The 12,612-nt window shown below is 64.4% G+C and carries 9 protein-coding genes; 5 read left to right on the plus strand and 4 right to left on the minus strand.

Going from position 1 to position 12,612, the window contains the following annotated elements; translation table 11 throughout:
* Positions 1–7: 7 nt before the first annotated feature.
* Positions 8–709, minus strand: coding sequence for a hypothetical protein (locus P0652_RS07480; protein ID WP_284178165.1), 702 nt, complete (start codon positions 707–709; stop codon positions 8–10).
* Positions 710–1,531: 822 nt separating this feature from the next.
* On the opposite strand from P0652_RS07480, the gene P0652_RS07485 reads away from it, so the two are divergent.
* From P0652_RS07485 to P0652_RS07495, 3 genes are all read left to right on the plus strand, one after another.
* Positions 1,532–4,930, plus strand: coding sequence for an SEL1-like repeat protein (locus P0652_RS07485; protein ID WP_284178166.1), 3,399 nt, complete (start codon positions 1,532–1,534; stop codon positions 4,928–4,930).
* A 103-nt stretch (positions 4,931–5,033) separates the two neighbouring features.
* Positions 5,034–5,960: a sulfite exporter TauE/SafE family protein gene (locus P0652_RS07490; protein WP_284178167.1), complete on the plus strand. Its 927-nt coding sequence runs from the start codon at positions 5,034–5,036 to the stop codon at positions 5,958–5,960.
* On the plus strand, positions 5,957–6,718 hold the full coding sequence (locus tag P0652_RS07495) for a TIGR02186 family protein (RefSeq protein WP_284178168.1): 762 nt from the start codon (positions 5,957–5,959) through the stop codon (positions 6,716–6,718). Before P0652_RS07490 ends, P0652_RS07495 begins: the two co-directional genes overlap by 4 nt.
* Positions 6,719–6,730: 12 nt before the next feature.
* Here the strand turns inward: P0652_RS07495 and P0652_RS07500 are convergent, their stop codons facing one another.
* Positions 6,731–8,158: a glucosamine inositolphosphorylceramide transferase family protein gene (locus P0652_RS07500; RefSeq protein WP_284178169.1), complete on the minus strand. Its 1,428-nt coding sequence runs from the start codon at positions 8,156–8,158 to the stop codon at positions 6,731–6,733.
* Between the two features lie 100 nt (positions 8,159–8,258).
* Between P0652_RS07500 and P0652_RS07505 the strand changes: the two genes are divergently transcribed.
* Complete coding sequence (locus tag P0652_RS07505; protein ID WP_284178170.1) at positions 8,259–9,344, plus strand: glycosyltransferase; 1,086 nt, start codon at positions 8,259–8,261, stop codon at positions 9,342–9,344.
* Here the strand turns inward: P0652_RS07505 and P0652_RS07510 are convergent.
* Both P0652_RS07510 and P0652_RS07515 read right to left on the minus strand, forming a co-directional pair.
* Positions 9,336–10,124, minus strand: a complete 789-nt coding sequence (locus P0652_RS07510) for a WecB/TagA/CpsF family glycosyltransferase (RefSeq protein ID WP_284178171.1) — start codon at positions 10,122–10,124, stop codon at positions 9,336–9,338. The genes P0652_RS07505 and P0652_RS07510 overlap by 9 nt on opposite strands.
* On the minus strand, positions 10,121–11,068 hold the full coding sequence (locus P0652_RS07515; RefSeq protein ID WP_284178172.1) for an NAD-dependent epimerase/dehydratase family protein: 948 nt from the start codon (positions 11,066–11,068) through the stop codon (positions 10,121–10,123). Before P0652_RS07515 ends, P0652_RS07510 begins: the two co-directional genes overlap by 4 nt.
* Positions 11,069–11,408: 340 nt before the next feature.
* On the opposite strand from P0652_RS07515, the gene P0652_RS07520 reads away from it, so the two are divergent.
* A complete protein-coding gene (locus P0652_RS07520) occupies positions 11,409–12,512 on the plus strand; it encodes an endo-1,4-beta-xylanase (RefSeq protein ID WP_284178173.1) in 1,104 nt (367 codons plus the stop codon).
* The last annotated feature ends 100 nt before the right edge of the window (positions 12,513–12,612 follow it).

A 12,612-nucleotide genomic window follows, 5' to 3' on the forward strand; every position in this document is an offset into this window, starting at 1 on the left:
CCGACTTTCAGAACAGGCGCAGCACGCTCCCTTCGGCCTGTTTCGCCAGGCCCAGCGCCGTCGAGGCGAGTTGCTGGCGGGCCGTGAGCGCCACAAGCCGGATCGCTTCCTCATTCTGGTCCGGCAGGAGCAGCAGGTCCGCGCCGGTCTCGATCGGTTCCGCCATGTCCCTCGCGAATTCCCCCCGCGCTCTGATCGCAGACAGGGCCGACCGGAAAACCAGGGACTGGTTGCGCAGGCGAGCCAGCGTCCTCGTTAGGGCGGACAGCGAATCAAGGATGTCCGTATCGGATTGCCAGTGATTGGCAGGGGCGTTCACGCCAAGGCCTTCGGCATCGAACCGCACGCCCGCCACGGTGATCGTGCCCGCGTTGCTATCGCCGAATCGCAACAAGAGGGCGCCGCCATCGAGCAGGTTGATGCCATTGTGACATGAACCTTCCACCAACGGGTCGATCTGCCCGCGCAACTGGTCGAACCGCGCTGCCAGGTCTCGCCGGGCGGAATCCATGCTGGCGGCGGCCGGGAATTCCACCTCGCCTGTCAGGACCGTCGCCGTGTTCTCCGGAACCCGGGGTGTCGTGGCGGTTGTCTCCAGTGCCTGTCGTGCAAGAGCCTCGGCGGGTTCGATCAGCCTCGTCAGGGCCTTGATGCCCCTTTCCGCCGTGCCGATAACCTTGCTGGCCTGACCGAAGGAATCCAGACGCAAGAATAGGTCGCGTGCCGTGCTCGAAAGTCCTGACAACTGGAGAACGTCCATCGGGGGGTCAAGTGCGGCACTGACCCTGCTTTCGGTTGCCGAGGCGCGTTGCTGCGCCGGCCGGACGGAGGGCCTGGGTCTACCCTTGACGAGCAGATGATGGACGCCCGGGGAGAGTGCAATTTCGGCCATAATGGCACCTTTCTGGCAATGGAATGGTCTGGCAATGGTGTCAGCGCGAACCGGGGACTGGCCCCGGGGCACTCTGGCATTGCTACTCTGGGTTGTAAATTCCTAATTAATCGTTGAAATTGCGCTTGCGCGTTTCTGCACTCTAAGATTGTATGGGTCGGCGATGGAATCGCGCATGATTGGCGAGAATTCGCATCATTTTCTGAGTTATGACTTTGATAAATTGCCGAATAATCTAATTTATTGGTGCATCATGATTAATGAACGTGAGATCATCAAAAATATCATCGACTTTGGATTTCTTATAAAGTCGCAACTGCATTCCGAAGATACAGCCATGCTGCGTTCCATCCTCTCGATCATGATCATGGAATGCGAGGATCTGGTCGAGATCATCGAGGAGGGGCGCGACGGCCTCAGCCCGGCGAGAAGCAGGAGAAGCGAGAACTGAGCGCGTCCGACCCGGTGCCCTGTCAGCTGCCCGGCAGAAAAAGGACCAGCGGTTAAGACGATATTTACCATAACCCGGAAAAGCTTCGGCGAGTGGAGATAGCCTGATTCCCTCATCCCGGGTCGGGCTTCGCCACCAAGAACTGAAGGCAGGGCTGCCGCAGGCGGCATCGGGAAGCGAGTCCGGAAATGGCGAATGCATTGCCGTGGAGTGTGCGAGGGATTGACCCGGATATCCGGGAGCAAGCCGTAGAGGCGGCTCATCGCTCCGGCATGTCCGTGGGGCAATGGCTCAATCAGGTGCTTGCCGGCAATCTCGACGAGGATGGCGAGGAAGACGACACCTATTTCGCCCGCAACCGGCAGGCTCCCCGCCGCCGGCCCCGCCGTGCCGACCAGCTCGGGGAAAGGCTCGAGCGGCTCGCGCAGGGCTCGCGTCCTGCCGGTCCGGCACGCGGCCAGGATGCCCTGCCGGATACGCCCCGAATTCTCGATCTGATCGAGAACGCCGTCGAGGCGATCGAGCGGCTCGAGCGTCGCCAGACGACCGGCGGCGTTCCCGAAAAGCCCTCGCGAGCGACCGACGATACCCTCGTTGAGGCCCTGCGCAGCTTCGAGCGCCGCCTCGAACAGATGGCACCGGCCCGTCCGAGCCCGATGGTCTCCGTCTCGGCGCCCATAATGGCGCGGGCCAGCCATGCCTCGGATCCGGATCCCGCCTTTAGCCAGACCCTTGCAGAGATCGAGGCGCGTCGCCGCAGCCTGGATGGCGACATGCCTATGGCCCGACCGCAGCCGGCCGCCCCGGTCAGCGGGAGCGCCATCGAAGCGATGAGCCAGCAACTCAACGCACTGGTCGGCCGCATCGACGAAATGCGGACGGAGCGCCGGCCGGAGGACAACGCCCTCCGTGCAAGGCTGGATGATCTCGCAAGCCGCATCTCCGAATGGCGTGACGCACCGTCGGATTCGATCGCTGCCCTGCGCGCGGAAATCGGCACTCTGTCGAACACGCTTGCCGCCCTCACACCGGGCCGTCTGGCAGCAACTCTGGAGGATGCGTTCGCGCGGACAACCGAACGCGCGATCCGTGCCCAGGCCGGCGACGGGGACCGTGTTCTCGAATCCCTCGGCCGCCTCAATGAGGATGTTCGCGCCGTCATGCGTGAACTGACCGATAACCGGGTCTCGGAGCGGCTGGGCCAGGAACTGGGCAATCTCTCCAAGCGCCTCGACCTGGTTGCGAATTCGGTTGGTGGCCAGCGGCTGGATGATCTTGCGAGCGATCTGCAGGCGGTCCGCGGCATGGTCGAGCAGGCAGCCCGTTCGAACCCGGCCGACCAGATGGCGCGCAAGCTGGACGAACTCAGCCGGAAGCTGGACCGCCAGGACGACAAGGGCGTCCTCTCCGCGATCGAAGCGCTGAACGACCAGGTCCGGACGCTCGCCGGAAGCGGCATCAAGGGGCTGGAAACCCGCCTTGCCGAGATGACCCGCGAAATGAAGAAGCTGGCGTCGGACAAGCAGCCGCTGCCGCAGATGACCGCGATTGCTGACCGCCTCGAGCGGATCGACCGGATCCTCGATAACCGGCCGGATGCGACCCTTGGCGGCCTTGATGCAATCGCGCAATCGCTGGAGACGATCAGCGGGAAGCTGGATCGCGAGACCACTGCACCTGACCCTGAAGTGGCGGCGATGCTCTCTGACCTCTCCTCCCGCTTCGACCAGCTTCAGGCACAGGCACCGGATACGCGTTCGCTTGACCGCCTGCAGGATGAAGTCGCCCGGGTTTTCCAGAAGCTTGACCAGATGGGCGGTGCCCCGGCCGGGCTCGACACGCTCGAGCGCAGCGTCTCCGATCTTTTCGCAAGGATCGACCAGACCCGGCAGGATATGCGGGACATGGCCGAGCGGGCTGCCATCCAGGCGGCCGAACAGGCCGTGAGGAATGCCCCGCGCGATGAGGCGAACGATACGCTGGCTGCCGAAGGGCTGCTGCTGATCAAGCGGGATCTCAACGAGTTCAAGACGGCCCAGACCGAGGCCGAGCGCCGGACCCGCAGCACGCTGGAAGCGCTGCACGGTACGCTGGAAGGCATCGTTTCCAAGCTCGGGCAGTTCGAGACGGCCAAGGCCGAACCCCGCCCCGCTGCGGCGCCGCGTGCCGAAACACCTGTGCGCCCCGACCCGGCAGCCATGCGCGAGGCGCCGGCTCCCATGCGCCGGGAGCCCGCTATGGACGTTGCGAAGCGACCGGAGCCAGCGGGACGACCGGCTGAGACGGCACCGCGGGCAGACCTCGAATCCGACCTGCCGCTCGAGCCGGGCGTTGCCCCCGGCAGTCCTGCTGCGGCAGCTTCACTGGATCCCCGGAACCAGTTCCTGGCCATGGCACGCAGGGCAGCGCAGGCTGCCCATGCCAGCAGCGAGGCCATTCTCGCCGAGGACGCCAAGCCCACGAAGGGCCCCAAGGCGAAGCAGCTTGCCGCCGGCGGCTCCTCCTTCATCACACGGGCGCGGAAGCCGATCCTCCTCGGCCTCGCCGCGCTGATCTTCTCGATCGGGGCACTCAAGGTGCTGACGGGACGGATGGACCAAGGCGAGGACATCGTGGCGCCGATGCCACCGAAACCGGCTGTCTCGACACCTGCTCCGGCGCAGGTTCCGGCGCGGCCGGCGGATGTCGAGACCCGCGAAACGAAGGATGATCCGCAGAATACCGGCTCGACAACGCGGCGCACGCCGCCGGTCGACCAGCAATCCCTGCCGACGATCCAGCCCAACGGAATGATGACCCTGCCGGGCAACAAGCGCGGCCAGCGCCTGTCCGATACCAGCGCCGTCACCCAGACCGACCCCGTGACTGTGGGAAGCATTGCCGCTGACGGGACGGCTAAGCCGATCGAGACCGGTCGCGCGGTCATCAACGAGCTGATCGGTCTTTCTGCCCTCAAGGGTCAGGACAAGCTGCGCGACGCCGCCCTTCAGGGAAGCCATGCCGCCTGGTTCGAGATCGGCGTCCGCTATGCCGACGGCAAGGGCGTTGCTCGCGATGGCAAGCTGGCGGCGCGCTGGTTCGAGCAGGCCGCGCTTGCGGGCCATGGCCCGTCGCAATACCGGCTCGGCAGCCTTTATCGCGAAGGCAAGGTCCTGCCGAAGGAACCGACCCTCGCCTTCCAATGGTTCGACCGGGCCGCAGCGCAGGGCCATGTGCTGGCCATGCACAATGCCGCTGTACTCCTCGCCGAAGGCGTGCATGGCGCGCCGGATTACGCCGGAGCGGCGCTCTGGTTCAAGCGGGCCGCGGAACACGGCATCAAGGACAGCCAATTCAATGTGGCCATCCTGTTTGCCCGCGGCCTCGGCGTGAACCAGGATCTCGCGGAATCCTATCGCTGGTTCGCCCTTGCGGCCCTCCAGGGGGATCCCGATGCCGGCAAGAAGCGCGATGACATTGCCGCCCGTCTGACCAAGGAACAGATCGGCCGGGAAAACGAGCGGGTGAAGGCCTTCAAGCCGATCCCGGCCAATGCCGCGGCGAATGATCCGGGCCAGTGGGACAAGCCGGCTCGCCAGGGCACCTGATCGATCGGGCGGAACCCAACATATCCGGTTGACGTTCGCGTCAGCCGGACCCAGAAGGGGCCGGGACGCCTGTGCGCGACATGCGTCCCGGACGCGGTGCCGCATGCAACTCTACCTGCCGATCGCCGAATTGCCGCTCAACCTCTTCCTGCTGCTGGGCATGGGAGGAGCGATCGGGTTCATTTCGGGGCTGTTCGGTGTCGGCGGCGGCTTCCTTCTCACGCCGCTGCTGATCTTTGTAGGCGTGCCCGCGCCTGTTGCCGTGGCCACCAGCGCCACCCACATCGCAGCCTCCTCGGTCACAGGTGCGCTGACCTACTGGCGCCGGAATGCGCTCGACCTGAAGCTCGGTACGGTGCTGACGATCGGCGGCCTGCTCGGCACTCTCGCCGGCGTGTTCTTCTTCAACCAGATGCGGCGTCTCGGCCATCTCGACCTGGTGATTACCCTCGCCTATGTCTCGCTGCTGATGTCGGTCGGGTGCCTGATGTTCGTCGAGAGTATCGGCGCCATGCTCCGGCAGAAATCCGGCAAGGCGGCTCCTGTCCGAAAGGCGGGCGATCACGTCTGGTACGAGAAGCTGCCGCTGACCATGCGATTCCCCCGATCGAAAATGTCGACGAGCGTGATCCCGCTGGCTGGCCTCGGCCTCGTCATCGGCTTCATCGGCACCGTGCTGGGCATCGGCGGCGGTTTCCTCGTCGTCCCGGCGCTGATCTACTTCTTCCGGGTGCCGACCTCTATCGTCGTCGGCACGAGCCTGTTCCAGATCCTCGTTACGATGATCGTGGCCACGTTTCTCCATGCTATGTTTTCGCAGGCGGTCGATGTGCTGCTGGCCCTGACGCTGGTTGTCGGCGGGGTGATCGGGGCCCAGTTCGGCACGCGGACCGGGCAGGCCCTCAAGGGTGAACAGTTCCGGCTGCTCCTTGCCATGCTCATCCTCATTGTCGGCATCCGCTTCGCGCTGGATCTTGTCGCTGCACCGGCCGATCGTTTCTCGATCAACGCGACGGAGCTCGAGCGATGAAGCGCTGGCTTGCCCTTGCGCTGCTCGCACTTTCCCTTGCCGGTCAGGCCCGGGGCGAAGAGCTTGTGCTCGCTCTCTCGACCCGAGAGGTCGCCATCACCTCAACCTATACCGGCGCGGAAGTGACGGTTTTCGGCCATATCGAACGCGATGCCCGGACAATCGCCCGGACCGGCGATTACGATATTGTGGCACAGGTTCAGGGCCCGACCGGCGAGGTCGTGCTCCATCGCAAGGGGCGTTTCGGCTTCATCTGGCTGACCGAAAGCCGCCGGCGCTACAGCAAGGTGCCGCTTTATTTCTCGATCCTCAGCGCCAAGCCGCTGGCCTCGATCATCGACGAGGATGGCCGCCAACGCCTCAAGCTTGGGCTCGAACACTTCCTGCCGGCACCGACGCCGGAGCTCGAGGAACGGGACGAGTTCGGTTTCCGCAATGCCCTGCTGCGCCTGCGCCGGGAGGAAGGCGCGCTGACCGAAAACGAAAAGGGCGTGACCATGATTCGCCCGAACCTGTTCACAGCGCGGATCGTGCTGCCGGCCAAGGCGCCGACCGGGCTCTATCTTGTGAATATCTCCATTCTCTCCGAAGGCGTGCCGCTCCGTACGGCACAGGCCGGGTTCGTGGTGCGCAAGGTCGGGTTTGACGCCTTCGTCGCCAACGCAGCCCGGAACGAGGCCGTCACATACGGCCTCTTTACCGTCCTGATGGCTGTCCTGCTCGGCTGGATAGCGAATGTCGTCTTCCGCAAGGACTAGGACGATTTTCCCTCAGGCGGGCTTCTGGCTTGCCGGCGTGAGTGTATCGAACGCCTCGAACCGGGTGGAGCGGCAATAGGTGTGGATGCCGGAGACAGCGCCGTGTCCCCCGGGGAAAAGGCTGGAGACCCGCTCCTGCCGGAAGCCATGCAGGTCCAGCTGGATGATCCGCATGAAGTGGACGCCGCGCCCGTACCCACCGAGGCAATCCTGGACGGGGCGGATTGGATCCTCGCCATGCCGGAAGACCGGGCCCGCGCTCCGTGCGAAACGGGCATCGATCAGCAACGGGTTCTGCGCATGCGGGACGAAGGGGCCCAGCGGCGAATCCGCGTGATAGGCGCAAAGGCAGTCCCAGCTGGAGCCGCTGCGGCTCTCGTTGCCCAGCAGCCAGAACTTTCCGCCATGGGCAAACAGCGTCGCATCCTGCAGGGGAACGCCGAGCAGGGGCGCGCATTCTTCCCAGCGATCGGGAAATTCCACCGCGCGATAGAGCGGGAGATGGCCCTCGGCCGCATTCTCGGGGATCATGTAGATCTGGCCGTCATGCCGGAACAGGAACGGATAGGACAGGTGCCCCTTCCGCGTCAGGACCGGGCGCAGCGGGCCGAGCGGCCTTGCCTCGCTGTCGAGTTCGGTCACCGCGAGAAAACCCGTCATGGTGCTGAACGGGAAGACTTCGACGAACAGGAAGGCCCGCCCGTTCTCTTCCCAGAGGATCGGATCTGCCAGATAGCTTTGTCCGTCATCGGCAATCCATTGGCAGCCGTCTGAGTTGCGGGGAGGACCGGCGTCTTCATCCCTCCGACGGCGGACGCCGACATGCCAATGGTCGGGGCGGAACCGCCGCCGTGCAGCCAGCCCGAGAGCCTTGGCCACGAAGTGCCGCCCGGCCACGCGGATCGGTGAATGCGGCCGATGGACCTCGGCAATCGGGATCTCGACAGATTCATGCCCGCTTGCAGCCTTGTGGATAAGCCAGCCAAGGCGCTGGATGTAGGAAGCCAACGTGAAGGCGACGCTGAAGGGCCGCTCTGTGGCTGGCAACGCCATCCAGCGGAGACCATTCGGGCCTCGGACGATCAGCCGTGGCGTCAGCCCCTGCGCGAGGCGCAACGGAAGCAGAGCCAGCGCTTCATCCTCGATTGTCACCTGAAATCCCGAATCTGGACCAGGCGCGGGCGAAAGCATGAACCTCAGCCGACCGGAATCATCAATCAGAGGCTGCGTGCCCTGCCGGGAGGGGGCAAGCCATGCACCGGATTCCACGCCATAGAGGTGGGGTTCAAGCCGAAGCAGCCAATCCGGCTTCGGCTTCGGTGCCGCGCCGCCCGGAACAATCTCCGTCGCAACGTCATGCCCGAGTTCGCGCAAGTGTGAGACGAGACTGTCCAGCCAGGCGCCGGAATCGGGAAAGTTGATGCCGAGAAGTAGGTTCACACCCGAACCCCGCAAGGGAATTTTATGAAAATTGTGCGATCAGGCAGGCAGGCGCCGGTAAGACGGACCGGGCGCCGGGATTCCGGTCGGGGCCTGTTTAATGCCATCCCGTAAATTTCTCTTTTACATGCCGGCGCTGCTGGGCGGAGGCGCGGAGCGGGTCTTCGCGCTGCTGGCTTCCGAGGCAAGCCGCCGCGGCCATGACGTGATCTTCGCCGTTGATTATGAAGCAACGGAAAATCTCGACTATCTTGCTCCCGGAATCCGGCAGGTCACGCTTCCGGCAGGGCATGTCCGCGCCGTCATCGGGCTGGCAGCGCTTCTGCGCAGGGAACGGCCGGATGTTTCCTTCTCCGGGCTCGGTGTCGCCAATCTCAAGCATATGCTGGCCGCGCTTGCGACCGGCCGGCACCGCCGGGCAGTCATTTCCTTCCACGGCTTTTTCGAATCCGAAAACCGCCTGCTGTCACGGCTCGGCAATCATGGCGCGCCGATCTTCACGCGGCTCTGTGGCCGGGCGGTCGCTGTATCTGACGGGCTGAGGAATGAGCTGGTCCGGCGCTACCATGCGTCGTCCTCGCGCACCGTCCGCATCTATAACCCGGTCTATTCGCCGGTTGGCTGGCCTGCGGTCGATGCTGCGGATCTGGCGGTACGACCGCCGCAGATCCTCTTTGTTGGTCGCATGCATCCGGACAAGGATCTGCCGACCCTGCTCCGTGCTTTCGCAAAGGTCAGCTACCCCGAGGCCGTGCTCGAACTCGTTGGCGATGGCCCGGTGCGGCCGGAACTGGAACGTCTCGCCGCAAGCCTCGGTATCGCCGGACGTGTTTCGTTCGCCGGCTATCTCAAGGATCCTGCAGCTGCCTATCGCCGGTCGCGGGTCCTTGCGCTGACCTCGAGGCTCGAAAGCTTCGGAAATGTCGTCGCCGAGGCACTCGCCCATGGTTTGCCGGTGGTCAGCACGGCGGCAGCGGGCCCGGCGGAGATTCTCGGCCATGGCGAGTTCGGGACCTTGGTCCCGATCGGGGATCACGAAGCCATGGCCCGCGCGCTCGATGCCGCCTTGCTGGAGCCGGGCGTGCCGGCTGCGAGGCAGGCTCGCGCTTCGCTGTTTTCGATCGAGGCAGCGACCGACGCCTATCTCGCGATGGCGGAGGAAATCCTCCGGGAAACCTCAGCCTGATCGGCCTGATCGCGCCTGCATGGATTGGGCAACCATCCGCCACAGGAACAACGGGTTGCCGACAATATACCGACGCCAGAGTCGGGCAGGCTCCTGCATGAGCCTGAAGGCCCATTCCAGCCGCAACGAGCGGACAAAAGCCGGTGCCCGGACAACTTCGCCGGCAAGAAAGTCGAACAGGGCGCCGACCCCGAAGGCCAGCCCGCAATGGCGGGGGCCCAAATTCTGGTGGATCCACAATTCCTGCAACGGATTGCCGAGTGCGACCAGGACGATGTCCGCGCGGTTCGCCTCCAGCTCTTGTCGGACCTCGGCGGTTCGACGCTCGCCGCCATAACCGTCTGAAAGCACGACATATCGATGCTGTGGCGTAAGCTCCGAAAGGCTGGCCGCTGCCCGTTCGGCAATTCCGGGTTTGCCGCCGAACAGGGCCACCGACAGCGATGTCGGGGCGGCCTTCAGCAGAAGGGGCAGCAGGTCGGTCCCGTTGAGGTTGGCCGGGAACGAACGCCCGCCCACCAGCCTTGCGCCGATATCGACGCCGATTCCGTCCGGCAGGACAAGGAACTCGCCAAGCGCATTGGCCAATGCCGGGTTGTCATAGGCCACGTTAACCAAATGCGCATTGGCGAAGGCGATCTTGGCGTGACTGCCGATTGTGATGATCCGGTGCAGGCCGGCAATCGCCTCATTGCGCGCCAGCGCCGCGACCGATACCGGGCCGATCCGGATGCTCTCCCGTTCCAACGCTTCAAAGGGGGCGTTAACGGGCGCCGTCATCGCACGCTCCTCAGCCAGTCAATGGATTGCGCCATGATGGTCTCATAGCCGGTCCGTTCGAATCCGAGATCGGCATCCGTCGCGGCGGCGGAAAACCGGACATCCGAGCTGAACAGCCTCGCGAGGCTGGGCGTAATCGCTTCCGGCAGCCACGGTTTGGCGCCAGCCAGTTTTTCCATGAACTTCAGGGGCAGCACGGCAAGCCGGCTTTCAAGCCTGAGTTGATAAGCCGGCACGCGATGGACCGGTGTTGCGCCGAGTCCTTTCGCGAGATCCAGCAGATAGCGGTTCCAGCGCGGTGGATCCGGCATGGCCAGATTGTAGCTCCGGCCACTCGCCTCGCAGAACAGCGCACGGGCAATCGCCGCGGCCACATCCTCGACCGCGATCAGGTTGGCGAAGCCGTCGCCTTCGGCGCCGAGATCGCCGAGGCGGCGCTGGCGGAGCAGGCGGCCGATTCGCAAGGTCCATGGATGGGATTCCGGCCCGCAGACAAGGCCGGGCCGGAGGATGATGGTTTCAAGGCCTCGGTCCTGGGCGGCGCGGACAAGTGCTTCGCACCGGATCTTGGCCTCGCCATAGGCATTCACCCCTTCGCCCTGCGGGCTATCCTCGTCGATCATCCCCTCAAGCGAGCCATAGACGGCGATGCTGGAGAGATGGACAAAGCGGCGCACGCCATGGTGGAACGCAGCGGCGATCAGCGCTTCGGTGCTGCGGATCATCGTGTCGGGAGAGCCCAGCACGCAGTTGACTACCGCCTGCATACCCGCGGAGGCGGCCTGTGCCGAGGCAGGATCTGTCGCATCGAGGAGCCGCACCGGAGCAGCCCCCGGACGCGCCTTCCTGACACCCCGGAAAGGTTCGGCAAGGCCGGAAGCCTTCAGGGCATCAACGACGTGACGGCCGACAAAGCCGTTCGCACCAACCACTAGGACCTTCATGCCGCTGTTCCTTTTCCGCCTTTTCCGCCGGCGGCTCGGTGCTGCATGCGCCTTCCGACGGAGCATGGCGGGCTGGACGATCCGAGCGGGCATCGCGGCCGGCCAAGTGAGCAGGGTACCTCTTGGTGAGGCAGTCGGAAGCAGGGTGTGAACATGGCTGCTGCTTACCGCCGATCTCCTAAAATTTTCATGATTCGATACCGGAATCCTTCAGGTATCGCAGGGAAATCTTCACTGGAGCCGGCTGAAATCGCGCAATGAAGCCGCCACCGGATCAATCAGGTAGGGAATTTCCCGTAGGCTGGTTTCTGTCTTTTGGAGCCCTCTCGGAGCGCATCGCGTGGATTTCAGCCGGTCGATCAATCGTCGCCAGATGGTGCAACTCGGGGCGGCAGCCTCTCTCGCGGCCTCGGTTGCGCCAGCGCTCGGCCAGCGCCTGCCGCTCTGGGCTGAGGCCCGGCGGGCGGGCATCCTCTTCGGCTCGGCGGCTGCTTGGGAGGTGATCAAGGATCCCGAATATGGTGCGCTGCAGGCGCAGCATTCGCGCCTTCTGGCGACGGAACTTGCATTGAAATTCGACTATCTTCGCCCGCGCGAGGAAACTTTCGACTTCGCGCAGCCCGATGCACTTCTCGAATTCGCGCGCGCTCACGGCATGTATTTCCGGGGCGCGGCCATGTTCTGGAATGATTGGCCGGCCCCATGGCTGAAGGGCAAATCGGGACGGGAGATCGAACGGATCTTCGATGAGCATATCGATGTGGTCGGCGGACGCTATGCCGGCGCCATGCAATCTTGGGATGCGGTCAACGAACCCTTCTGGCCCGATGCCGGCCGACCGGGCGGGTTCCGGCCGGGGCCCTGGTATGATGCGATGGGCGAGGCCTATATCGAGAGGGCCTTCCGGCGTCTCGCGCGCGTCGATCCGCTGGCGAAGCTGGTGCTCAACGAAGCCTTCACCGAACAGGATGACCGGTTGGGCCGCAAGGTCCGGGCGGCCATGCTGCCCCTGATCGATCGGCTGCTCGACAAGGGGGTCAAACTGGATGCCATCGGGCTGCAGGCACATATCCGCCCGGGCCTTGCCTTCGACATCGACCCGTTCCTGCGTTTCCTTGAGGAGATCGCGCGGCGGAAACTCGATATCTATCTCACCGAGTTCGACATCGAGGATCTGACCTTCCCGAAGGAGATCGCGAAGCGCGACGAGCAGGTCGCAGACTGGACCATGCGCTTTCTCGAGCCTGTCCTGAAGAACCGGGCCGTCAAGGTTCTCATTCCGTGGCACCTGTCGGACCGGTACACATGGTATCGCGAGCCGGCTGTGGCGAAGGAGCGGGGCTTCCGCTTCCCGGCGCGCTCCCTTCCGTTCGATGATCGCCTCAACGAGAAGCCGATGGCCACGGCCATCCGGCGGGCCTTGCAGACAGCCCCGGTCCGCTGATGGGCTGGGCACTCGCCTTTCAGGGACCCCGGCAAGTTTTTCGCAACGATAATGCCGACAATTGCATCGGTATCGCCCCGGATTGCACGAAAGATTTTAC

The sequence above is a fragment of the Rhabdaerophilum sp. SD176 genome (assembly GCF_030143245.1).
Taxonomy (GTDB): domain Bacteria; phylum Pseudomonadota; class Alphaproteobacteria; order Rhizobiales; family Beijerinckiaceae; genus Rhabdaerophilum.

Coding starts and splice junctions, on each gene's coding strand:
- P0652_RS07510 (WP_284178171.1), bottom strand. CDS start 10,124: ATGACGGCGCCCGTTAACGCCCCCTTTGAAGCGTTGGAACGGGAGAGC.
- P0652_RS07495 (WP_284178168.1), top strand. CDS start 5,957: ATGAAGCGCTGGCTTGCCCTTGCGCTGCTCGCACTTTCCCTTGCCGGT.
- P0652_RS07505 (WP_284178170.1), top strand. CDS start 8,259: ATGCCATCCCGTAAATTTCTCTTTTACATGCCGGCGCTGCTGGGCGGA.
- P0652_RS07515 (WP_284178172.1), bottom strand. CDS start 11,068: ATGAAGGTCCTAGTGGTTGGTGCGAACGGCTTTGTCGGCCGTCACGTC.
- P0652_RS07490 (WP_284178167.1), top strand. CDS start 5,034: ATGCAACTCTACCTGCCGATCGCCGAATTGCCGCTCAACCTCTTCCTG.
- P0652_RS07485 (WP_284178166.1), top strand. CDS start 1,532: ATGGCGAATGCATTGCCGTGGAGTGTGCGAGGGATTGACCCGGATATC.